The sequence below is a fragment of the Halovivax sp. genome (assembly GCA_007119345.1).
Taxonomy (GTDB): Archaea; Halobacteriota; Halobacteria; order Halobacteriales; family Natrialbaceae; genus Halovivax.
Window position 1 is genome coordinate 1 of the sequence record SKPV01000068.1, and the last position, 23,612, is coordinate 23,612.

The window sequence follows — 23,612 nt, forward strand, 5'->3', positions numbered from 1 at the left end:
CGGAGCGCGAGAACGTTGTGCTCGTACGTGAGCTCCTCGACGACCCCCTCGTCGCGGTCGACCACGACCACGTCGTGAGAGTCCTCCAGATTTTCGGCGATCGCCCGCCCGACCGCTCCGGCGCCGACGACGACTACGCGCATGCGGCCCCCGTGTCGTGGCGTCCGTGAGCGCCGTCCCTGCGAGCCATTGTTGAGGACCTGTTTTGGATCGAGTGGGAAATACGTTGCGTGGAAGCCGGCGAACCAGCACTCCGCCATCCAAAGGGGTTCCGGTTCCGACGGCGGCAGGGAAGCGGACCGGTGAACACGGCCGAACGTTCCGAATCCATTATTTCCCCCGGCCACACAGGTCGGAGCACTCGATGAGGATTCGCGTCGACTGGCGCTCGAGTTGCAGTCTCTCGGGCACGGTCCTGAAGTGGCTGGCCGTGCCCCTCCTGCTCCCGTTCGGGATAGCCGTTCTCGACGGCGACGACGCCGCGGCCGGCGGATTCGCCGCTGCAATCGTCCTCGCCGTGCTTCTCGGACTCGCGCTCGAACGGCTGAGCGACCACCGCGAGCTCGGCCAGCGCGAGGCGTTCCTGATGGTCGCGCTCACCTGGTTCGGCGTCGCCGCCGTGGGCGCGGTCCCGTTCTACGTCGTCGGCTACGCCGCGGGTCCGGTATCGGAGTTCTACGATCCGGTCAACCCGCTCTTCGAGAGCACGAGCGGCTTGACGACGACCGGCGCGACGATCATGAACGCGTGGGACTTCTCGAACCAATCGCGCGCGATCTTGCTCTGGCGTCAGCTCGTCCAGTGGCTGGGCGGGCTCGGTATCCTGATCGTCGCCATCGGTCTGCTCTCGAACCTGATGGTCGGTGGCGCCCAGCTGATGGAAACCGAGAGCCAGTCGCGGAACGTGACCAAGCTGACGCCGGAGATCGAGCGAACCGCCCGGATCATCTGGGGGCTGTACGTTGGCCTCACCCTTCTCGCGATCGCGACGTTCTACGGGCTCCACTTACTCGGCCTCGCGCCGAACATGGACCTCTTCAACGCCGTCTCTCACGCGTTCACGAGCGTGGCCACCGCCGGGTTCTCGCCCGAGGGCGGGAGCGCGGGCGCGTTCTCGCCGATCGCCCAGTGGGCGATCATGCCGTTCATGATCCTCGGGGCGACCAACTTCATCCTCCTGTGGTACCTGGTCCAGGGCGACTTCCGGCGACCGTACGAGTCCGAGGAACTGCGATTCTACCTCGGGATCATCGTCGCCTTCGGCGCCATCGTCTCGACCATCCTCTGGCTCGACGGCGAGGTCGCGACGAGCGCGGAGGAGACGCTCAGGCACGGGCTGTTCAACGTCGTCTCGGTCGTGACGACGACCGGCTACGCCTCGACGGACTTCGACCTCTGGGGTGCCGGGGCCAAGCACGTCCTGTTCATCTGCATGTTCGTCGGCGGGATGGCCGGCTCCACCACCTGTTCGATCAAGACCGTCCGCTGGCTGGTGATCTGTAAAGGGCTCTACCGCAACCTCTTCACCTCGATTCACCCGCGAGCGGTTCGACCGGTCCGGCTCGGCGACGACGTCGTCGACGAGGAGACGATCAACGACATCTTCGCGTACGTCATGCTGGCGCTCGTCATCTTCTTCCTGCTCACCGTCCTCGTCGTCGTCGACTCCGCGCGCACCGCCACCGGCGTCACCGAGTTCGAGGCGCTCGGCGCCTCGGCGTCGATCTTCCTCAACATCGGGCCGGCGTTCGGCATGGCCGGCCCGATGGACAGCTACGCCGGCTTCCCGACGACTACGCGGTTCGTCATGGTGCTCATGATGTGGATCGGTCGCATCGAGATCATCCCGGTGCTCGTGTTGCTCGTGCCGGCGTACTGGACGGACTGAACGAGCGGGAGACATATTGGGCTGAAAGACCAGAACGGACGGCCGTCAGCGGGGTGGGGAACGCTTTTGCAGCCGTCGGCCGAAGCCACGCGTATCGATGCCCTTCTTTCAGCACGTCCTGGTGCCGGTCGCGAGCGAGGAAGACGTGGAAGCCACCTGTCGCGCGCTCGAACCGTACCTCGACGACCTCGAACGGGTGACCGCCGTCCACGTGATCGAGAAATCCGGCGGCGGAATCGACAAGGCGCCGATGGGCAAACGCCAGGAGGACGCCGCCGAGTTCCTCGCGACGGTCGAGGCCACCATCGGCGGTCGGGTCGCCGTCGACACGGAGACGTACTACGGAACGGACGTCGCCGAGACGCTGTTCGAGGCCGCCCGGGAGGCGGGCGCCGACGGGATCGCCTTCCGCGCTCGCGGCGGGAGTCGAATCGTCCAGTTGCTGGCCGGCGATCTGGCGGCGAATCTGATCACCGATCCCGCCGTTCCGGTCATCTCGCTGCCGGATCCCAGTCGGTGAGTCGGATAGGGGCTGGAACGCCGTTCATTCAAACCCGGTAAGCCGGTGCGGACAGCACTCGGGCAACCGTTTTACCGTCGTCCGACCAGCCGTTCTCGGAGACTGCGTGAGGTCGGTCGCTCGGCCAGGACGACCGAACAGTCGACCTCGTCGACGACCTCGAAGACGAGCGAGCGATCGACGAGCCGCGAGAGCAGCCCGCGCTCGGTCGCGCCGATGATCAACAGGGTGCTGTCCGCGGACGCCAGCCGGATCGCCTCCTCGACGTCGTCGCTCGCCTCGACCGTCAGCTCGGCGTCCTCCAGGTCGTGGGCCGCGGCCCACTCGGCGAGGAACGTCTCGCCCGCCTCGCGCTCCCCCTCGTCGCCGACGACGTGGAGCAGTTCGACGTCGGATCCGGCGGCGTCCCGGAGCGTTCGGGCGAGTTCCGCGCTGAGATCCGAGTCCGGCCCGCCCGCGGTCGGCAGCAGGATCCGGGACGTGTCGAAGTCCCGCTCTTTGAGGACGAAGAAGTCGCAGGGAAGGTTGTGGGTGAGCTCGTCGAGCGGTTTCTGCGCCGAGCCGGCGGCCCACGGGCGATCCTCGCCCCAGCCCATGACGACGGTGTCGGCCTCGTACCGGCGGGCGGCGTCGAAGATCTCCTCGAACGAGCGGTGGGAGACGACGGTCGTCGTCTCGATCTCGACGTCCGTGCCGACCCGGTCGCGGGCCTGCTGTAAGAGCACGGACGACTCCGCGTCGATCCGCTCGACGACCTCCGCGCCGCGATCCAGCGTCGTCTGGTGGGGCACCTGGACGATGTGTACCGCGTGGACGATCCCGTCGCGTTGGTCGGCGATCGTGGTCGCGAGGTTCATCAGCGTCCCCTCGGTGCGCGGGTTCGAAACCGGGACCATCACCCGGTGCGGGCCGGCGGCGTCGGGGCTCGCCGCCTCGACCGCCGAGACGGCGGCGTCGGGCATCTCGTCGGCGCGTTCGAGGACGTGATCGCTCAGGACTCCCGTGACAGGTGTCTGTCCGCGAGCGTAGAAGAAGTACCAGAGGACCGAACCCACGACGAACGCGAGGCTCAGCGCGATCACGTGCAGGTCCATGAACGCGATCAACCCGATCGATAGCGTGGCGCCCACGATCGGCGTGATCGGGTAGAAGGGGACCCGGAAGTCCGGTTCGTATTCGGGGACGTCCGCTTCACGGAAGGCGATCAGCGCGAGGTTCATCAACGCGTAGACGATCAGGTGGAGGATGCTGGCGGCGGTCGCGAGCACCGCCAGGTCCTGACCGAGCGCGACGATGAAGACGATGATGAGCGCGCCGGTCAGCGCGATCGAGCGGTAGGGCGTCGCGTAACGGGGGTGGATCTCGTTGAGTTCGTCGCTGATGATCTTGTCCCGGCCCATCGCGAAGTTGATCCGAGCCGACGAGAGGATCGAGGCGTTCGCGCTCGAGGCGGTCGCCAGTAGGGCCGCGAAGGAGATGGCGCCGACGCCGACGAGGTCGAGCAGCGGCAGGCCGGCGAACGTCGTCTCGGAAACCTGCGAGACGGGCGTGCTCTCGGAGAGGGCGTGCCACGGGACGATCCCGACCATCAGGCCGACGAGGACCGCATAGATGACGGTGACGATGGCGACGCTGCCGATGACGGCGATCGGGAGGTTCCGTCCGGGATTTTTCAGCTCCTCTGCGACGGTCGCGATCTTCGCGTAGCCGAGAAACGAGACGAAGACGAGCGCCGTCGCCGGGAGGATCTCGCCGTAGCCGAACGGCGCGGCCCCGTCCGCGAACACCGTCCCCCAGTCGAAGTGCAGGAGGCCTGACGCCGCGAAGACGGTGAGGATGCCGAGCAGGAGGAGGACGATCACGGTCTGAATGCCGCCGGTTTCCTTGGCGCCGATGTAGTTGACGCCCACGAAGAGGACGCCGGCCAGCAGGGCGCCGAGCTGGATGTCCGTCAGCACGAAGAGCCAGAGGTCGATCGACGGGAGTGCGAACATCGTCCCCTGCAGCATCTCCGTCAGGTAGCCCCCGAAGCCGATGCAGTAGAAGGCCGAGGCGAAGGCGAGACCCATCCAGTCGCCGAGCCCCGAGATCGAGCCGAACACCGGCCCGAGCGCGCGGTTGATGTAGTAGTAGCCGCCGCCGGCTTTCGGCATCGCGGTGCCGAGTTCACTCACCGCGAGCGCGTTCACCATGGCGATCATCCCGCCGATGACGAACGAGACGACGACGATCGGCCCCGCCTCTTGGGCGGCGACGCCCGGCAGGACGAAGATGCCCGCGCCGATCATCGTCCCGATGCCGATCGTCAGCGCCGAGAGGAGTCCGAGGTCCTTTGCGAGTTCCTCTTCGCTCATTGATCGATCAACCCCGTTTTGTGGTCTGTAACGGCCAGTTCTCGGTCGATGGAGACTCTCATCACACTCACGACCGATCACCGCTTCCGCCGACCCGGATCACGGACGGTCGGCGAATCCGCCACGACCGCTGACTCGTGAACATCGGTTGGTGCTCACATTCGAGTCGCTCTCCCTAAGCGTTCTGACTCGCCGCCCGGCTCGGCGTGCGTCGACTACCGGGTACACGGGAATTCGTCTGCGTCCACAGCCTCCGCTGGTCGTTGGTATCCGCGTGCTCGGCAGCTGCTCTAACCGGGCCAACGGGGACGGGCTGTCGGTACGGCGGTCACCGCAGGAGACGCTCGGCGATCGCCTCCCGGATCGTCCGATGGGACTCGTAGGGACCGCGAATCATCGCGACGTTCGCATCGGACTCTCGGCTCACGCGTTTGGCGATCGAGCCGAACAGGATGCGCCGCACGGCGCTCGTCTCCGAGACGCCGACGCAGACGGTGTCGTAGGCGTCCACCGCGTCGAGGATCGCCCCCTCGACGTCGTCGGCGATCAGCACCTCCGACTCGTACTCGTCGGGATCGAGGCCGGCGGTCTCGGCGACGTGCTCGATCGTCGCGAGCCCCCGCTCGGTCGGATCGAACTCGGGATCGGCGTCCTCCGTCGGCTCCGGCTGGACGTTCAACAGCGCGGGTGTCGTGCCGTCGATCGACGCGAATTCGGCGGCCCGACGGGCGGCTACCGGTGCGTGCGGTCCGGGTCCGGCGAGCGCCACCAGGCGGCCGATCGCCCGATCCTCGAGCCTGACGAGCGTGACGTCGCACGGGGCGTCGCGCAGGATGGGGTCGATCGTCGAACCGAAGACGTGCTCGCGCCGCTGGCGGAAGCCCCGCCAGCCAAGGACCACCTGATCGGCGCCCTCCTCTTCGACGACCGAGAGGATGGCCTGACCGGGGTTGCGCCCGACCATGGCGCGCGTTCGAAAGGCGACGTCCATCCCTTCGGCCGCCTCTCTCGCTCCCTCGAGAAGTTCGCGCTGGCGTTCGATCCGTTCTTCCTCGAAGTGGACCTTCTGCTCGAGGGAGGTCTGCTGGGGGACCTCGATCACGTTGACCGCGACCAGCTCCGGGAGGACGGAGCCGCCCTCGTCGTCCCCGTCGTCCGTCGCCTGCTCGCCCCCCTCGACCTCGGCGTGGGCTCGGGCGCTCGCCGCGGCGAGGCGCAGCAGGTCGCCCTGCGTCTCCGGATTCGCGACCGGGACGACCACGCGGTAGGCGCCCGCGCCATCGGCCGCGGCCGGCGCGTCGGGCGCGATCGCCTCGCCGACGAGGCTGGTCGATTCCGCGTGCTTCCGGGCGTAGAGCGCGTACCAGATGGCGCCGAAGACCACGAACAGCACGCTCAGGACGATCTCGATCGGCGCCATCGCGAAGATGAGCGCGAACGAGAGTACCGAGCCGAGGATCGGGACGACCGGGTAGAGCGGGACCGTGAAATCAGGGTCGTACCGCGCCACGTCCGTCTCGCGGTAGACGATCAGCGCGAGGTTGAGCAACCCGTAAACGATCAGGTGGAGGACGCTCCCTGCCTTCGCGAGCGTCTCGACGCTGCCGTAGAGGATGAACAGCAGTATGAGCGCGCCCGTGAGCACGATCGAGCGGTAGGGCGTCGCGAACTTCGGGTGGACTTCGTTGATCCAGTCGCTGATGATGCGGTCCCGTCCCATCGCGAAGTTGATGCGCGAGGAGGCGAGGATCGAAGCGTTGGCCGAGGAGGCGGTCGCCAGTAGTCCGCCGAACGTCAACAGCGCGAGGCCGGCGCCGCCGAGTATCACCTCCGCGAGGCGAGCGACCGCCTGCTCGTCGTGCTCGACGACGGTCTCGTAGCCGTCGATACCCATCACGACGAGCATGACCAGCCCGTAGAGGACGATGACGAACAGCAGGCTGCCGATCACCGCCAGCGGGAGGTTGCGTCCCGGATTCTTCATCTCCTCGGCGACCGTGTTGATCTCGGCGAAGCCCAGGTAGGTGACGAACACCAGCCCAGCGGCCGGGAGCAGCGCGGAGTAGCCGCCGGTCTCCGCGGGGAAGAACGGGTCGAGGTTCGACGCGTCGAAGTGGAAGAGTCCGACCACGGTGAAGACGGCGAGGACGCCGATCAGGATGGCGACGATCGCCACCTGCACGGTTCCGGTCTCCTTCGCGCCGTAGTAGTTGATCGCGACGAACACGAGCGCGGCGGCGAGCGCGGCCACCTGCGCCCCGGAGAGGAAGAAGACGGAGGGAAGCGGGAGGTAGATCGCCGCGTAGCTGCCGAAACCGATCATGTAGAAGGCGGTCGCGAACGCGAGCCCGAGCCAGTTCCCCCAGCCGGCGATCGAACCGAACAGTGGCCCGAGCGCGTCGTTGATGTAGTAGTAGCCGCCGCCCGCCTTCGGGAACGCGGTGCCGAGTTCGCTGATCGAGAGCGCCGTGAACAGCGCGACGAACCCCGCGACGACGAACGCGAGCGCCGCGGCCGGTCCCACCTCGGCGGCCGCCGTCGCCGGCAGGACGAAGATGCCCGCGCCGATCATCGTCCCGGCGCCGATCGCGAGCGCCGAGAAGAGGCCGAGTTCCTTCGCGAGTTCGGTGTCTGAGGACATGGAATCCCTTGGTGTCGACCGTCGAATTTCGATTGGGGTATCTTGAGTCCTGCTATCCCACGTCAGCCACGGCCGGATGGTCCAACGGTCAAGGGATCGATTCTTCGGGAGTCCTTCGCCCGTGACGCGGGTTTCGAGCCGTCGTCCCGGGCAGTAGTCGCCGTCGCGCCCGTCGACTCCTCACGAGTTAGTTCCAGGCGGCAGCTCGAAGAAGCCGGGTAGCCTACGCCCGAGGGACGGAGTCGGAGCGTTGGCCGGCGCGGGCTCGCGTCGAGAATTGGATGTGCGGATCTCGGACAGACATCCTTATTTGACGGTCCTCCGAATCGGTCACAGATCGATGAGCGCGACCCGAACGGAGGCCGAGGACACCACCGACTGGGGGCGGCGGATCTGGCTCGCCGTCTCCGCGGGAGTAGTGATCGTCTTCGCGTATACGCTTCTCTACCAGTGGACGATGGCGGCCTACGAGGGCGTCGAGCTCTCATTCCTCCACTCGCTTCGGATCGTGATCGAGTCGCTCACGACGGCGGGCTTTGGGGGCGACACGGATCACTGGAATAGCGAGCCGGTCCACGCGCTGGTCGTCCTGATGAACCTCTCCGGCGTGTTGCTGGTGTTCCTCGCGATCCCCCTCTTCGCGGTGCCGATGTTCCGGCGGGTCTTCGAGACCCGCCCGCCGACGTCGAGCAGGCTCTCGGATCACGTGATCGTCGCCGGCTACTCCCAGCAGGACGAGGTCCTCAGGAAGGAGCTCGAGACGGTCGACGTTCCGCTGCTGTACCTGGAGACGGATCGCGAGATCGTCACTCGCCTGAACGAAGGGGGAATCGACGCGATACTCGGCGATCCCGAGGCGATGCAGACGATGCGAGCCGGGAACGCGGAGTCGGCGCGGGCGCTCGTCGCCGACATCGACGACGAGACGAATCCCACGGTGATCCTCGCGGCCGACCAGATCAACCCGGACCTCCCGGCGATCAGCGTCGTGCGGGACTACGAGGTCGAACCGTACCACCGCTACGCCGGCGCCGACGACGTCGTCCTGGCCCGCCAACTCCTCGGCAAGAGCCTGGGGATGCGGGCGGCCGCAACGTATGCAGAGAAGTTCCGCGAGGCAGTGGCGGTCGAGAGCGACATCAGGGTAACCGAGCTGCTCGTCGAGCGCGGAAGCGACCTCGTCGGCCAGACGTTCCGGGAGGCGACCGTCTTCGACCGCCTCGGCATCACCGTGATCGGCGCCTGGCTGGGCGGAAAGTTCGTGGTATCGCCGGACGCCGACACGACGATCGACGAGAACGCCATCCTCCTGGTCGCGGGGAACCACGAGGAGTACGAGGAACTCAAGGCCCGCCGCATCCCGTACCACGACGATAAACCCTCCCGCGTCGTGGTCTGCGGGTACGGCACCGTCGGCTGGTCGGTCGCACGGACGCTCCGCGAGGAGGGGATCGAGACGACGGTCATCGACCTCGAGGACAAGGACGGCGTGGACGTCATCGGGGATATCACCGATCCGGAGACGCTGCGCGAGGCCCGGGTCGACGAGGCACGGGCCGTGGTCCTCTCGCTGGACGAAGACACCCCGACGATCTACGCGACGCTGGTTCTCGAACAGCTCGCGCCCGACGTCGAGGTCATCGCGCGGGCGGACGAGCCCGAGAGCGTGCTGAAGCTCTACAACGCGGGTGCCGACTTCGTCTTATCGCTGCCGACGGTCACGGGGGAGATCCTCGCGTCGTTGTTGATCGAGGAGGACGAGATCGTGACCCCTGACACGGAATTCGACTTCGTGCGGACGGACGGATCGGAATTCGCCGGCCGGAGTCTCGCCGACCTCGACCTCCGGGCCCGGACAGGCTGCACCGTCGTCGCGATCGAGCGCGAAGGGGAGCTGTTGACGGACATCGGCGGCGACTTCGTCGTCGACGAGGACGACGTGCTGATCGTCGCGGGGAGCGAAGAGGCGCAACTGAGGTTCGATCGGACGGCGGACCGCTGACGGAGCCGTCTCCGGTGCCCCGACCCACCGGGACCGCCACTGCGCAACCGACCCGGCTACCCGTACCCTTCGGCGTGGACGCGATCGGTCGGGACGCCGAGGTGGGTGACGGCCGTCTCGAGGCTGTAGACCATGGCGTTGATGCCGCAGACGTAGACCTCGAGCGAGTCCGGGTCGATCCGCCTGGTCGCCAGGGTCCCGGGGAGGCGATCGGTCGCCAGGGTCCTGACCCTGGTCAGTGTTCCATTCGATCTTCCAGGAATCGTCGGCCTTCCGTCCGACCGGCGGAGACCAATCCCTCGATGAACTCGGGATCGCGATCGAGCTTCGTCCGCCAGTCGAGCTCCGAGCCTTCGGGAAACCGGATCCGCTCGATCTCAGTGTGCGTGTATCGATCGGGGAGATGTCCCGCCTCGACCCACTCGTTGACCCGCTCGATGAAGCCGACCTCGGCGTTCAGCGAGAGGTTGCCGGACAGCTCGTTCCGGCGGTTGTTGATGCCGTCCATCGTTCGCGGGGGATCGGGACGCTCCTGCGGGTTGATCGTGACGATCCAGATCTCGTCCGGGTCGGGCACGTCGTCGGCGCTCATGAAGTCCTTTAGCGGCGGGTTCTTCGAGAAGAGTCCGTCCCAGTAGTACCGGCCGTCGATCTCGACGGCCTCGAAGAGGTGCGGTTCCGCGGCGGATGCCAGGATGGCGTCGGTCGAGAGATCGCCCTCGCGGAAGATCTCGAACCGGCCGGAGCAGACGTCGATGGCGCTGACGAACAGTCCCGGCTCGGAGCCGTCGAGCAACGCCGGAATCGCGTCGAAGTCGACGTACGATTCGAGGAGATCGCGGAACTCGTTCTCGCCCCACTTCGCCCCGAGCGAGTACGCGGGGCTCACCTCGGGCATCGGGACGCCGCTGCGCTGGAGGCGGATGTTCCAGCGGATCATGTTGTTCGCAGCCCGATGCAGCGGTGACGTGGCGGAGAGGTCCCGCCAGAACCCGGTCAGCAACTCCCCGGGCTCCTCGTCGGGATGGATCTGGCCGTACCACGCGAGCGCCGCACAGGCGGCACCGCCGGACGTGCCGCTGATCCCCACGAGGTTGTACGCCGGTGGCAGCCCCTCGAACACTTCTCGTAGCACGCCGGCGGTGAACGCCGTGTGGCTCCCTCCTCCTTGACAGGCGATCGCGACGTTCGTCTCGTCCGGTGGCATCAAACGGGTATCGGACTGCGGCCGCATTAAGACATCTGGCGAGTCGACGGGGCGGGTTCGCCGGTCGAGAACTGCGCGCGGCCCCAGCGAAGGGCTCGGCAAGGGTTCACTCGGACCGAATCAGTCCGCGGGCGCCGGGAAGCGTCTCCATCTAACCAACGAAAGGTCACGGCGTCGATAAACGCGTGCGCCGTCGATCAGTCGGCCGCCGGCTCCGGAGTCACATTCTCACGACTCTCCAGCCGCGGTACGACGACTGACTCAATCCGGCCCGAGAACTGCATCAGCGTCGTCCCCAGGATGCTCATGAACAGCACGTAGCCGACGGCCATCGCGTAGATCGTCTCCGCGGTCCCCGTCGCGAGGCCGACCCCGGCACCCGCCAGCGCGATGCTTGCGATGATCAGCGAGAACTCTCCGCGGGTGGTCATCCCCAGCCCGACGCGGACCGACCGCCGGGCGTCGAGGTCGTAGATCCGCCCGCCGAGGTAGCCGCTGACCAGCTTCGTCGGCGTCGTCAGGACGACCGCGGCGGCGATCGCCACGAGGACGAACGCGTCCCCGAACACCGCCGGGTTCGTGATCAGGCCGATCCAGAAGAAGAACACGGCGGCGAAGGTGTCCCGCAGCGCTTCGAGCAGGTCCTCGAGCTGGTGGACGTGGCCGGTCGATGAGAACGCCATCCCGACGAAGAAGGCGGCGACGGCCTCGCTGACCTGCAGCGAGAGCGCCGCGCCGGCGATCAGCACCGTGATCCCGAGCGTCCGGAGGACGGTGAACTCGTGGGAGTCCGTCTCGAGCGAGCGCTGGAAGAACGCGGTGCCGAAGTAGACGAGGATCAGCAGGCCGACGATGAAGCCCATCGCGATGCCGATCTGGCCCGCCGCTTCCGACACGGAGCCGCCGCCCAGGACGAGCGCCGACGCGACGGCGAGGTAGACGGCGATGAAGAGGTCCTCGTAGACGAGCGTCCCGAGCATCGGATCGGACTCGTCGTTGGCGATCCAGCCGAGGTCGATCAGGGACTTCGTGATGATCGCCGACGAGGAGATGTAGACGACGCCGGCGACGAGGAAAGCCGCCAGCGGCTCCCGGAAGAGGGCGTAACCGAGGACGAGCCCGACCCCGAAGTTGATCGCGAGGTCGACCGACCCCGCCTTCCCGATGCGCTCTTTGGCCGCGATCAGGCGGTCGAGGTTGAATTCGAGCCCGAGGAAGAACAGCAGCAAGACGATCCCGAGTTCGGCGCCGAGGTGGATGAACTCCGTGTGGCCGTCGAGGGCGAGCCCGGTCAGCCAGGCGACGACGTCGTAGCCGGCGACCGTGACGCCGTCACCCACGAACTCCGACAGTCGACCGAGAACGTACGGGCTAAAGAGCATCCCCGCGAGGATGTAGAACGGGATCACTGACTGGTTGATCCGCGAGGCGATCACGCCCGCGAACGCGACCGCCGCGAAGAGGAGGCCGACGTCGACGAGGGCGAGTTCAGTCACGGACCGCCACCTCCGACCGACGAGCGTCGTTCACCATCGGGGGATCACCGGTGGCCCGCACCCTCGGGGAGGACGAGTTGCTCGAAGCGGTCGAGCGCTTCCGTCGAGCCGACCGCGACGATCGTGTCGCCGGCTTGTGGGCGTTCCTCGGCTTCGGACGCCGGGATCACGCGTTCGCCCCGCTGAATCGCGACGATCGCGACGTCGATCTCGGCGTCAGCGAGGAGATCGGCGAACGTCCGGTCGACGACGTCGGCGTCCGCTGCGACCTCGAACCACTCGATGTTCGTCCCGTCGCCGAGCGTCGTCTCCGTCGTGTCGTCCTTCACCGGCTGGAAGTACGCGCCCTCGAGGATGGTGCCGACCTTGCGAGCGAGTTGGTCGGAGACTTCGAAGAGCTTCTCCGCGTCCGCCTTCGCGTCCTCCTTCATGAACACCTCCCGCTTGCCCGTGTTGTGCGTGACGATCACGAGTCGTCGTCCCTCGTAATCGATGTCGATCTCGTACTTCTTCCCGACGCCGGGAAGGTCGGACTCTCTGATCGGCATGAGCGAACGACAGCATCGAACTCGCATAAGTGGTGTGGAGACGGACGACCGGGCGACGAAGTCTCCCCACGCCGATTCGTCCACGAGACCGACGCGGGAACCGCCCGGCACTCAGTCGTCGACGATCGGCTCCTCGTCCAGCGCAGCCACGCGCTCCGCACGCAGCCCGGCGGGCGTCGTCCGACCGCCGAGCAGCGCCTCAATGTGCTCGACCAACTGCTCGCCGGCCAGCAGGTCCGGCACGGAGACGTACCTGGCGCCGGCCTCGAGCAGGTCGAGCGCCGTCTCCTCGTCGTCGGCTCGCAAGATGACGTCGGCGTCGGTCTCGACCGACAGCAGGTGTCGGGAGACCAGCTCGGCGTCGACCGTCGAGACGACGACGGTCGCGTCCTCGACGTTCGCCTTCGAGAGGGCGTACGGCTCCATCGCGTCGCCGAAGACGTATCCGTCACACGTCGACGCGACGTCGTCCCGGCGGATCGGGTCGTTCTCGACGACCACGTAGGGACGGTCCATCGACTCGCACGCACGGACCAGCCGCCGCCCCTGACGGCCCAAGCCGATGATCACGACGTGATCGGCGAGATCTTGCGGAACGTCGCTCGCCTCGTCGATCTTGTCGTGACTCGCGCCGGCGAACAGGCCGCGATCGGACAGCGCGCGGTAGATCCGCTCGTCGTGGCGCTGGCTGAGGCTCGAGGTGATCATCGTGACGGCGGCGGCGAGGATGATCGCGTCGAACACCGTCTGGGTCAGCAGTGTGAGGATGAACGCCTCGATCGCGATGATGAGCGCGAACTCGCTCACCTGGTCGATGCCGAGGCTGGTCTTGGTGGCGGTGCGGGCCTCGTAGCCCTTCCGGAGCAGGATGGCGGTCGTGACCGCCGGCTTCACGACCGCGGTCAGCCCCACGAGGACGCCCGCGAGCAGGAGCTTCTCGACCGACTCCGCGATGCCGATCCCCTCGACGAACGGGACGACCTCTCCGACGAACGGGAGCGTGACGAGTGCGCCGATCGTGACGAAGAAGATCGCGGCGAAGAAGTCCCGTAGCGACTGGATGCCGTTGAACAGGCCGAGATACTCGACCGGGTCGTACCGAACGGCGAGTCCGGCGGCGAACGCGCCGACGACGATCGACACGCCGACGGCCTCCGCGGCACCCACGAACACCACGAGCATCGAGATCACCCCGACGATCATGAGCTCGTCCGATCCCCCGGCGAGGCGGCCGACGACGTCGAAGAAGTGCCGGTTGACGAGGACCGCGGCGATGAGGAGCGCGACACCGTACCCCAGCTGCTGGGCGATCGGGTCGGCGGCGAGCGTGTCGGCGCCGAGCGCGAGCAGGACGAGGATCGCGACGAGGTCCTGCACGAGGTGGATCGACTCCGCGAGCCGGCCGCGCACGAGGTCTCGTCTGATCTCCGTCCGCAACAGCGCGGTGCCGACGATCGTCGAGGAGAACGCCGCGGCGATCCCCAGGAACGCCGCCTCCTCGATCGGCACGCCGAGGGCGACCCCGAGGGCGACCCCGAGCGTGCCGAGCACGAGGATCTGGCCGACGGCGGCGACCTCGCTGTCGGTCAACACCGTCCGCATCTCCGAGAGGTCGATCCCGATCCCGAAGGCGAACACGAGCAGGGCGATCCCGTACTGCGCGAGTTCGAGCGTCAGCTCCTCGTCCACGAACCAGCCGGCGACGAGCCCCGCCACGATCAGCATCGGGACGGTCGGCAGGTCGAATCGATCGGCGAGCAGCAGGAACGGGCCCGCGATGATGAACAGGAGCGCGACGGTCGTCAGCAGCTCACTCATCGCCACCTCCTCCGATGAGTTCGTACGTCTCCGGGAACGGTTCCGAGCTGGCCAGCAGCTCGGCGTCGGTTCGGGCGGCGAGTTCGAAGGCCGTCTCGTCCTCGAGGTACGTCTCGAGGTACGCCGCGAGTCGCTCGCCGGCCAGCTGGACGCTCATGATGACGCAGTGGGCCCCGCGATCGTAGAGCTCGCGGGCGTCGGCCGTTCGCTCGGCCTCCACGAAGACGGTCGTCTCCGGCCCGACCTCCTCGAGCAGGGCCTTGTTCACCTCGGGTTGCACCGAGGACGAGAGGACGAAGTCGGCTCGTTTCAGCGCCGCGTCCTTCCGGATGGTGGCGTTGCGGAAGTCGCCGTAGATCGCGTCGTAGCCCGCCGCCTCCAGCGCCTCGATGTGGTCGACTCGCCGGTCCACGACGACGACGTCCTCGTAGTGGTCGTCGAGCAGCGCCAGCGCGTTCCGGGTGACTTTGTCGTAGCCGATCACGACCGCGTGATCGCGGTACTCGCGCTTTCCGCCCTCGAACTCGGCGCCCGTATCCCACCGGGAGAGGAACGGTTCCAGGCGGTCGTACAGCCGATGGTTGAACTCGATGAAGTACACCGAGACGCTCATCGTGATGAGCGCCAGGAGCGTGAGGAAGCCCAGCACCTCGCCGTCGATGAAGTCGCCCCCGACGGCGGCCACGCCGACGATGATGCCGAACTCGCTGATCTGGATCATGTTGACGCTCCCGAGGAACGTCGTCTCCAGTCCGAACCGCTGCCAGCGGATGAGCGCGAAGAAGATGAGGAACTTCGCGGGCATCAGCACGAGCGCGGCGATGACGGCCTCCTGCCAGTAGAACAGAAGCTGGTCCGCCTCGAGGTCCAGCGCGACCGTCACGAAGAAGATCATGACGAACAGGTCGGTCAGGGGATTGACGCGGTCCTGGAGTTCCTTACTGTAGGGAAGCTGTGCGATCGCGAGTCCGGCCAGGAACGCGCCCATCTCGATCGAGAGGTACGCTTCGATTCCCAGCGGAGCGAGCAGGGTGTTGATCTCCGCGGAAACCAGCACGAACAGGAACGCCCAGGAGAGCGCGATGAGAAAGAACACCTCAGTGTTGTCGGCGATCCGCCGGAACACGACCGGCAGCGCGAATCGAGACGCGGCGATCGCGGCGACGGTGATCACCGCTACCAGGACGAGCACGACGAACAGCGTCGTGGCGACTTCGGCGACGCTGTCGGGCCGGCCGGCCGCCAGCACTGCCAGCAAGATCACGACCACGACGTCCTGGACGAGGAGGACGCCGACGTCGATCTTGCCGTGCAGCGACGTCGCCTCGTCCTTGTCGGTGAGCATCTTGATGACGACCGCGGTCGAGCTGTACATCACGGCAAGGCCGATGATCACGGCCTCCACGATCCCGAAGCCGAGCGCCATCGAGATGCCGATCCCCACGAGCGCCACCGCCGCCATCTGCGGGATCGAGATCTTGACGACGGGCAGCAGGACGTGGCGCACCTCGTCCAGGCGCATCTTGATCCCGAGCAGGAACAGCAGGAACGCCAGCCCAAGCTCGGACATCGTCTCCGTGAGGTCGGTGGGCTCGACGATCTCGAGCGCCGCCGGCCCGATCAGGACGCCCGCGACGATGTAGGCGATGATCGTCGGCTGCCCGGTCCGCCTCGCGACGAATCCGACCAGCGTCGCGGCCAGGAGGATGATCGCGAGATCAGGCGAGAGACCGACCTCGGTGGCCATTGGTAGGTCGCTTTCGACGGGGAGGGAAAACGATGTCGAAAACCGGGGACCGCCTCCTACCCCGCGGGTTCGTCGCCAGCCATTTGATTCGCCGGCACCGATTGGCGATATGGTCGCGACCGGTTCGATGCGCACGATCAGAAACGTCGGAATCTACCTGGCCGGCGTCGGCGCCGCCGTCGCGGGGGCGCTCGGAATCGCGGAGGCCATTCACCTCCACCCGATCGTCGCCGCCGGGCTCTTCGTCGTCGGGTTGGCCGCCGTTCTGGTCGTCCACGAGTACCTCGACGGTCCCCTGTGAAGCGGTTCGGCGGAGCGGTGTGGACGTCCAGAAAACGCCCCCGAAGCCGACTCACCGCTCGAACTGCCGGACGAAGCCGTGCCGTTCGAGGGACTCGAACAGCTCCCGGTGCTCCTCGCCGAGGCGCGCCCGGGACGCGTCGTCGGCCATCGCCCGCTCGACGTTTCGAACCAGCTGGTCGCCGGCGAGCACGTTCGGGACCATCACGTAGGTGGCGCCCAGCCCGAGCAGTTCGCTCGCCTCGGCCGACGTATCCGCCCGGACGACGACGTCGGCGTCCGGCTCGCGCTCGAGGAGCGACGCCGAGAGCGGTCGGTGATCGACCGTCGAGATGACGAGCGCCGCGGAGTCCACCCCGGCGATCTCCCACGTGTACGACGCCATCGCGTCACCGAGAACGTACTCGTCGCATTCCCGGCGGATCTCGCCCCAGACGATCGGATCGTTATCGATCACGACGTACCGGCGGTCGGCCTCCTCGCACGCGTCGGCCAACCACCGACCCTGCCTGCCGTATCCCACGATGATCACGTGATCGGCGCGGTCGTCTTCGACGTCGCTCCGCTCGTCGATCTTGCGCGTCTGATGGCCCCGGATCAACCGGCCGGCGAGAGCCTCGAAGAACAGTTCTTCCCGCCGACGGACGAGGGAGGCGGCGACCATGGTCACCGCAGCCGCGAGGATGATCGCCTCGAAAGTCGCGGTGGCGATCGTCAGGTGATCGAACAGCGCCGCCTGGATCGCGATCACGATCGCGAGTTCGCTCACCTGATTGAGACTGGTCGCCGACAGGAACGCGGTTCTGGCGTCGTAGCCCTCGTACGAGAACGCGAGCACCATCACCAGCGGGTTGACGAGAAGGACGAGGACGACGAGCACCGCCGCGAACAGCCCGACTTCCAGCGTTGGGATCGTCACCAGCGCGCCCACCGTTACGAAGAAGATGGCGGCGAAGAAGTCCCTGATCGACTCGATACCGTTGCGGACCTCCAGGGTTCGAGCCCCCTCGTCGTGGATCGCGAGGCCCGCCGCGAACGCGCCGACGACGATGGAGATCCCGACGTACTCCGCCGCCGCGAGAAAGCCGATCAGGATCGAGATGCTCCCCATGAGCACGAGCTCGTCCGAGCCGTCCGCCGCTCGAATCAGCGTGCCGAACCCGTGTCGGTGGATGGCCAGCGCGGCCAGGATGAACAGGACGCCGTAGCCGAGCTTCGAGGTGACAGCGTCCGCAGTGAGGACCTCGGCGGAGATCACGAGGAGGACGCCGACCGCGACCAGGTCGTCGAAGAGGTGTATCGACGAGGCCAACCGGCCGTGGACGAGCGTCGCCCGGAGGTCCCGGTCGAGGAGCCCGGAGCCGACGAGCGTCGAGCTGAGCGTCGCCGCCGCGGCGAAGAAGAGCCCGTTCTGGAGGGGTTCGGCGAGGTCGAACGCGACGGCGAAGCCGTATCCCGCACCGAACGCGATCGGCGCGACGACGAGTAACTGCGTCATCGCCGCGACCTCACCGTCGCGGAGCACCGACCTGAGTCCGCCGAACTCCACGCGGATCCCGAAGACGAACACGAGGAAGGCGATCCCCCAGAGCGCGAGCTGGAGGACGTCACCCTCGTCGAGGAGCGGGGCCACCAGGAACCCGGCCGCGATGTAGAACGGGACCGGCGGGAGGTCGAAGTGGTTCGCGAGCAGTCCCGCGAGACCGGCCCCGACGAAGATCACCGCGAGTGCGAGGACGACCGCCTCAGCCATCGCGCTCACCCCCATCGCGGGCGACCGCGGGATCGACCTCGTCCGTCGATGCGGCCGCTCGCTCGCGGATTCGTTCGAGATCCTTCTCGGTCGCCGTCAGGAACGCCTCGCGGCTCTCGAAGTACGCCTTGAGATAGTCCGCCATCTGGTCCGCGGCCATGAACGTGCTCATGACCACGTAGTCCGCGCCACGGTCGTAGAGGTCCCTGGCGTCGTCGAGGCGCTCGGCCTCCACGAAGGCGATCGCGTCGTCGTCGAGTTCCGCGAGCAGCGCGCGGTTCACGTCGTTCTGGACGCTCGAGCTCAGCGCGAAGCTCGCGGCCTTCAGGTTCGCCGCTTTCCTGACCTCCTCGTGACGGAAGTCGCCGAAAACGTAGTCGTAGCGACCACCTTCCTCGAGCTCGTCGATGTGATCGGTCCGGCGGTCGATGACGACCACCGTCCCGTACTCGGCCTCGAGCAGCGGGAGGGCGCGCTCCGTGACCTCGTCGTAGCCGATCGCGACGGCGTGATCCTCGTACTCGACGACGTTGGCGTCAAGCCCCTCCTCGGAGGCGAACCGGGTGAACCACGGTCGCACCGCCGCGTAGATGCGGTGGTTGTACGAGATGATGTAGGTGGAGACGGTCATCGTCATCAGCGCCATCAGCGTTAGGTAGCCCAACACCTCGGCCTGGATGTAGCCTTGCGCGAACGCCAGCCCGCCGACGACGAGCGAGAACTCGCTCACCTGGACCATGTTGATCGAGGCGAGGAACGAGGTCTCGACGCCGAATCCCTCGCGGTCGATGAGGTAGAACATGATCCAGAAGTTGCCGACCATCAGCACCAGCGAGGCGATCACGGCCTCCTCCCAGTAGAACAGCAGTTCGCTCACGCCCTCGATCTGCAGCCCGATCGAGGCGAAGAACACGAGGATGAAGAAGTCGGTGATCGGCGTGATCCGATCCTCGAGTTCCTTGCTGTAGGGCAGTTGTGCGAGGCTGATCCCGGCGAGGAACGCGCCGACCTCCACGGAGAGGTCGAATCCCTCGGCGATGGCGATGAACAGGAACGCCCACGCGATCGCGACGATCAGGAAGACGTCCTTGTTGTCCGCGATGCGCCGAAAGAGCCGCGGGAGCAGGTACCGCGAGGAGGCGATCGAGAAGATGGCGATGAACGCCATCATGACGAAGATGACCGCGAGCGTCTCGGCGATCTGGGTCGCACTCCCGAGTTCTTCGGCGCTGAACAGCGCGAGGACGATCACGAGGTAGATGTCCTGGACGATCAGGACGCCGACGTCGATCTTCCCCGGGAGGGAGGTGATCTCGTCCTTGTCGGTGAGGATCTTGACGATGACCGGCGTCGCCCCGAAGACCGTCGCCAGCGCGATGACGAGGATCTCGACGGTGCCGAAGCCGAGCCACCAGGCGACCAGAAACGCGAGCGCGGTCTGGAGCACCGTCTGCCCGATCGCCACGTTCGAGATCGGCCGCAGGATCTCCCGGATGTCCGAAAAGCGCATCTTCATCCCTAACAGGAACAGCAGGAAGCCGAGCCCGAGCTCGGCCATCACCTCGACGAGCGCGTCCTCGGCGCTGACGAGGCCGAACACGACGGGACCCAGCAGCACGCCCGTGGCGATGTAGGCCACGATCGTCGGCTGGTCCAGTTGCCTGGCGAGGATGCCGACGACCGTCGCGACGACGATGATGATCGCGAAGTCGGCGGCGAGGGCGATTTCGGTCATCGAGCGCTGAATGCGGGTTTGCGGATGGCGCTGTTATAAGTTGGTATTCCGGCTCCTCGGGCCGCGAGAGACGTGTCAACACCGGCAGACCTTTGGAAAAGCTCGCCCGTTTCGCCACCCCTCACTCGTCCGCGGGCCCTACGCTGTTCCGCCACCTCTCACTCGTCCGCTGGCTCCCGCCGCTCGACCATCCCCAGTCCGATCCACGAGATTACCGCCTCGTCGTCCTGGTTGTACGCCGTCAGCTTGCTGTGCACCCGACCGATCCCCGGATTACTCTCGTCCGGCCGCTTCTCGACGATCTCGACCTCCGCCCGAAGGGTGTCCCCCGGCCGAACGGGCCGAATCCAGCGCAGTTCGTCGACACCGCGGGCGCCGATCCACGCCTCGTCGGCCATGTTGTCGACGAACATGCGCATGCAGATCGCCGCCGTCTGCCAGCCGCTGGCGATCAGGCCGCCGAAGATCGTCTCGCTCGCGGCCTCCTCGTCGACGTGGAAGGGTTGGGGGTCGTACTTCTCGGCGAACTCGACGATCTCCTCCTTCGTGACGGTGCGTTCGCCGAAGGATCGCGCGTCCCCGACCTCGACGTCCTCGTAGTACTCGGGCATGGCTGTGCGGTACTCTGACGGGGCGGTAAAACGCTTCGGCACACGCGGCGAATGGCCTTCGCGTCCGCCTCGCCTCCCTCACGCGTCGACCGCGTCCGCCTCGCCTCCCTCGGTCGGCGGCCACTGCCAGGCGTCGGCCCTGACCACCCCCAGCAGCTCCCGGCGTCGCTCTTGCAGGTCGGCGAGCGCCCGGCCGAACTCCTCGTCCGAAACCGTCTCGAGGCCCTCCTCGCGCAGCCGGTCGAGTTCGGGCGGCGGCGGCACCTCGTCGGCGGGTTCGATGAACCCCGACTCGAGGGTCTGCAGGTAACTCTGGACGCTCGAACGGGCGTTCTCGACGAGCGTGTCGTTCGGTCCCTCGCCCTCGGCGACGCCGTGACGGGCGACCGTGAGCGCCTCGTCGAGGATCGGGACGGCGACGGCCGAGGCGCGGTCGGGTTGCTCGCTGTGGTAGTAGTGCAGGATCGGATACGCCTCGTGCTGGTCGGCCAGCAGGTCGAGCTGGGAAGAGAGCGTGTCGAGCGGCAGGTCCAGCCCGTCGAACTCGTCTCGCTCCGTCCAGCCGGCGCGGACGAAGGCCTCGCTGCGCTCGCCCAGCCCCGTCACGCTGCTCGCGAACGAGCGCTTCTCCGAGACCGCCCCCAGCACCGTGAGCACGTAGGAGACGCCCAGCGTCACGAAGGCCATCCCCGTCGCCGTGGTGAGCGAACTGGCGAGCTCCCACGACCCCGCCGTGGGAGTGTAGTCGCCGTTCCCGTTGGTGAACATCGTGTACGCGACGTAGTAGAGCCGCCCCGTCCAGTCGGCGGGCTCGCCCGTGTGGGTGCTGACGATCGCGGTCCGGTCGCCGGCGAACAGCAGCGTCCAGCCGGCCCAGAGCCCCGCGACCCACATCGCCAGCGTGAGCACCAGGATCAGCGGCCCCGCGATGCTGAGTGCGCGGGTGTCGTCCCCGCTCACGACCCTGAGCCCGCGCCAGACGCCCGTGGTCAGCCGCCCCGAGAGCGGCCCGGAGCCCCCGTCGACCCACAGGGTCGTCCAGATGATGTCCGCGACGATCACGACGAGCACGACGGTTCCGAGAAGGAGGTACAGCGGTCGCATTTCCAGGGATTACGGCGCGCAGACACGTCAAAGGCTTGCGAGCGTGCGACGGCGCGGCCCGACCGCGTTCGTCCGATCCGCGGCACCTCGTTCCGCGTCCGACGACGGCGATCCTACCGGGACGGTCCCATCGCTATCGGATCGAATTCGTCGCGAAAAAATGATCGCTCGAATGCGGATGCCCGCTGCGCGGGTTAGCAGGTGCAGTAGGACGCCTGCTCGTCGTCCTCACCGTCTTCGTCGTCGTCATCGTCGTAGTCGTCCTCGCCCGCCGCTTCGTCGTCTTCGTCGACGGCGTCGTCATCTTCGTCGACCGCATCGTCATCTTCGTCGACCGCATCGTCATCTTCGTCGACCGCATCGTCGTCCTCGTCCACGCCGACGTCGTCGTCGACGTCGTCGTGGTCGTAGACGAAGATGGTCGCGCTCTCGATGGTCACGTCCATCTGATCGTCGGCGGCGCCGACGTCGTCGTCACCGGCGGCGTCGTCTTCGTCGTCGGTGTCGACGGCGTCATCCTCCGTGTCGTCGGCGCCGACGTCGTCAGCTTCGTCGTCGGTGTCGACCGCGTCGTCCTCATCGTCGGTGGCAGCGTCTTCCTCGTCGTCGGTGGCAGCGTCGTCCTCGTCATCGACCGCATCGTCGTCCATCTCGTGGAGCGGCTCGTCCGCGTACACGAAGATGGTCGCCTCGCCGATGGTCAGGCCGTGGTCGTCAGCGGCAGCGTCGTCTTCGTCAGTGTCGACCGCGTCGTCTTCGTCATCGGTGTCGACGGCGTCATCTTCCGCGTCGTCGGTGTCGACGTCGTCAGCTTCCTCGTCGTCGACGACCACGAAGATGGTGGCGCTCTCGAAGCGGTCCTCGTCGAGATCGTCCATCTCGTCGTCGTCGCCGACGGCGTCATCTTCCTCGTCGGTGTCGACGGCATCGTCTTCGTCGTCAGTGTCGACGGCGTCGTCGTCACCGACGGCGTCGTCCTCGTCGTCGGTGTCGACGGCGTCATCTTCCGCGTCGTCGGCGCCGACGTCGTCAGCTTCCTCGTCGACCGCATCGTCGTCCTCGTCGACGTCGACGTCCTCGTCGACCATCTCGCCGTCGTCGTCGACGACCACGAAGATGGTGGCGCTCTCGATGGTCACCTCACGGTCCTCGGTGGCGTCGTCGTCCATCGCGTCGTCGTCTTCGTCGACGGCGTCGTCATCCTCGGTGGCGTCGTCGTCCATCGCGTCGTCGGCGGCGCCGTCGATCTCGTCGAGATCGGTGACGTCCGCGGACTCGATGGTCACCTCGAGTGTGACGCCGTCGTGACGCTCGACGTCGGCGGCGTCCTCGTCGATGTCGTCTTCGTCCATGCCGACGTCGTCGTCACCGACTTCGTCGTCTTCCTCGTCGACGGCGTCGTCACCGACGGCGTCGTCCTCCGCGTCGTCGGTGTCGACGGCGTCATCCTCTGCGCCGTCGGTGTCGACGGCGTCATCCTCTGCGTCGTCGGCACCGACGTCGTCAGCTTCGTCGTCGGTGTCGACCGCGTCGTCTTCGTCGTCTACGGCGTCGTCCGCGTCGTCGACGGCGTCATCGTCCTCGTCGACGTCAGGGTCATCCGCGGGCGCGTCGTCTACGTGATCCTCGTGGACCACGAAGACGGTCGCGTCCTCGATGGTTACGGTCCACTCTTCGTCTCCGTTCAGCTCGTCGTCGTCGTGCTCGTCACTCAGACTCGTCGCCGCAGGGGTGGCAGCGCCGACCGCGGCGATGCCCCCGCACAGCATGATCAGCGAGAGGGTGACGGCTATCAGCTTCTGTGCGCTCATGACTCCGAGTGAGGATACCGGCCGTCCGAAGGGTAAGGGGAATGGCTGCATCCTCAGTTGACGACGGCGAGGACGGT

At 67.0% G+C, this 23,612-nt stretch carries 17 protein-coding genes; 4 read left to right on the forward strand and 13 right to left on the reverse strand.

Annotation, left to right across the window (positions count from 1 at the left end; translation table 11 throughout):
• Window positions 1-143, reverse strand: a 143-nt coding sequence (locus tag QZT59_RS04935) for an NAD-binding protein (protein ID WP_290812263.1), incomplete at its 3' end; no start/stop codon positions are given.
• Between the two features lie 221 nt (window positions 144-364).
• On the opposite strand from QZT59_RS04935, the gene QZT59_RS04940 reads away from it, so the two are divergent.
• Together QZT59_RS04940 and QZT59_RS04945 are read left to right on the forward strand one after the other, a co-directional pair.
• Window positions 365-1,888 carry a TrkH family potassium uptake protein gene (locus QZT59_RS04940; protein WP_290812202.1) on the forward strand — a complete coding sequence of 508 codons (1,524 nt, stop codon included), beginning with the start codon at window positions 365-367 and terminating at the stop codon, window positions 1,886-1,888.
• A 97-nt stretch (window positions 1,889-1,985) separates the two neighbouring features.
• A complete protein-coding gene (locus tag QZT59_RS04945; protein WP_290812204.1) occupies window positions 1,986-2,408 on the forward strand; it encodes a universal stress protein in 423 nt (140 codons plus the stop codon).
• Window positions 2,409-2,479: 71 nt separating this feature from the next.
• Here the strand turns inward: QZT59_RS04945 and QZT59_RS04950 are convergent, their stop codons facing one another.
• Together QZT59_RS04950 and QZT59_RS04955 are read right to left on the reverse strand one after the other, a co-directional pair.
• Complete coding sequence (locus QZT59_RS04950; RefSeq protein ID WP_290812207.1) at window positions 2,480-4,762, reverse strand: amino acid permease; 2,283 nt, start codon at window positions 4,760-4,762, stop codon at window positions 2,480-2,482.
• Window positions 4,763-5,090: 328 nt separating this feature from the next.
• Window positions 5,091-7,403 carry an amino acid permease gene (locus QZT59_RS04955; RefSeq protein WP_290812210.1) on the reverse strand — a complete coding sequence of 771 codons (2,313 nt, stop codon included), beginning with the start codon at window positions 7,401-7,403 and terminating at the stop codon, window positions 5,091-5,093.
• Between the two features lie 340 nt (window positions 7,404-7,743).
• On the opposite strand from QZT59_RS04955, the gene QZT59_RS04960 reads away from it, so the two are divergent.
• Entirely contained in the window at window positions 7,744-9,405 is a 1,662-nt protein-coding gene (locus tag QZT59_RS04960) for a TrkA family potassium uptake protein (protein WP_290812213.1), read from the forward strand.
• Window positions 9,406-9,640: 235 nt separating this feature from the next.
• Here the strand turns inward: QZT59_RS04960 and QZT59_RS04965 are convergent, their stop codons facing one another.
• From QZT59_RS04965 to QZT59_RS04985, 5 genes are all read right to left on the reverse strand, one after another.
• On the reverse strand, window positions 9,641-10,612 hold the full coding sequence (locus QZT59_RS04965) for a patatin-like phospholipase family protein (RefSeq protein ID WP_290812216.1): 972 nt from the start codon (window positions 10,610-10,612) through the stop codon (window positions 9,641-9,643).
• Between the two features lie 197 nt (window positions 10,613-10,809).
• Complete coding sequence (locus tag QZT59_RS04970) at window positions 10,810-12,108, reverse strand: cation:proton antiporter (protein WP_290812219.1); 1,299 nt, start codon at window positions 12,106-12,108, stop codon at window positions 10,810-10,812.
• 44 nt (window positions 12,109-12,152) lie between these two features.
• Complete coding sequence (locus QZT59_RS04975) at window positions 12,153-12,656, reverse strand: cation:proton antiporter regulatory subunit (protein WP_290812222.1); 504 nt, start codon at window positions 12,654-12,656, stop codon at window positions 12,153-12,155.
• 111 nt (window positions 12,657-12,767) lie between these two features.
• The gene (locus QZT59_RS04980) at window positions 12,768-14,474 is read right to left on the reverse strand and encodes a cation:proton antiporter (protein ID WP_290812225.1); all 1,707 of its coding nucleotides are present in this window, start codon (window positions 14,472-14,474) and stop codon (window positions 12,768-12,770) included.
• Window positions 14,467-16,221 (reverse strand): cation:proton antiporter, encoded by a 1,755-nt coding sequence (locus QZT59_RS04985; RefSeq protein ID WP_290812228.1) that lies wholly within the window; start codon window positions 16,219-16,221, stop codon window positions 14,467-14,469. Before QZT59_RS04985 ends, QZT59_RS04980 begins: the two co-directional genes overlap by 8 nt.
• Window positions 16,222-16,348: 127 nt before the next feature.
• On the opposite strand from QZT59_RS04985, the gene QZT59_RS04990 reads away from it, so the two are divergent.
• Window positions 16,349-16,522: a hypothetical protein gene (locus QZT59_RS04990; RefSeq protein WP_290812231.1), complete on the forward strand. Its 174-nt coding sequence runs from the start codon at window positions 16,349-16,351 to the stop codon at window positions 16,520-16,522.
• Window positions 16,523-16,573: 51 nt separating this feature from the next.
• Here the strand turns inward: QZT59_RS04990 and QZT59_RS04995 are convergent, their stop codons facing one another.
• From QZT59_RS04995 to QZT59_RS05015, 5 genes are all read right to left on the reverse strand, one after another.
• The gene (locus tag QZT59_RS04995) at window positions 16,574-18,274 is read right to left on the reverse strand and encodes a cation:proton antiporter (RefSeq protein ID WP_290812234.1); all 1,701 of its coding nucleotides are present in this window, start codon (window positions 18,272-18,274) and stop codon (window positions 16,574-16,576) included.
• Entirely contained in the window at window positions 18,267-20,009 is a 1,743-nt protein-coding gene (locus tag QZT59_RS05000) for a cation:proton antiporter (RefSeq protein WP_290812237.1), read from the reverse strand. The genes QZT59_RS04995 and QZT59_RS05000 overlap by 8 nt, the downstream gene beginning before the upstream one ends.
• A gap of 158 nt (window positions 20,010-20,167) precedes the next feature.
• On the reverse strand, window positions 20,168-20,620 hold the full coding sequence (locus tag QZT59_RS05005) for a MaoC family dehydratase (protein WP_290812240.1): 453 nt from the start codon (window positions 20,618-20,620) through the stop codon (window positions 20,168-20,170).
• Window positions 20,621-20,698: 78 nt separating this feature from the next.
• Window positions 20,699-21,724: a potassium channel family protein gene (locus tag QZT59_RS05010; RefSeq protein WP_290812243.1), complete on the reverse strand. Its 1,026-nt coding sequence runs from the start codon at window positions 21,722-21,724 to the stop codon at window positions 20,699-20,701.
• Between the two features lie 194 nt (window positions 21,725-21,918).
• Window positions 21,919-23,535: a hypothetical protein gene (locus tag QZT59_RS05015; RefSeq protein ID WP_290812246.1), complete on the reverse strand. Its 1,617-nt coding sequence runs from the start codon at window positions 23,533-23,535 to the stop codon at window positions 21,919-21,921.
• Window positions 23,536-23,612: the final 77 nt, after the last annotated feature.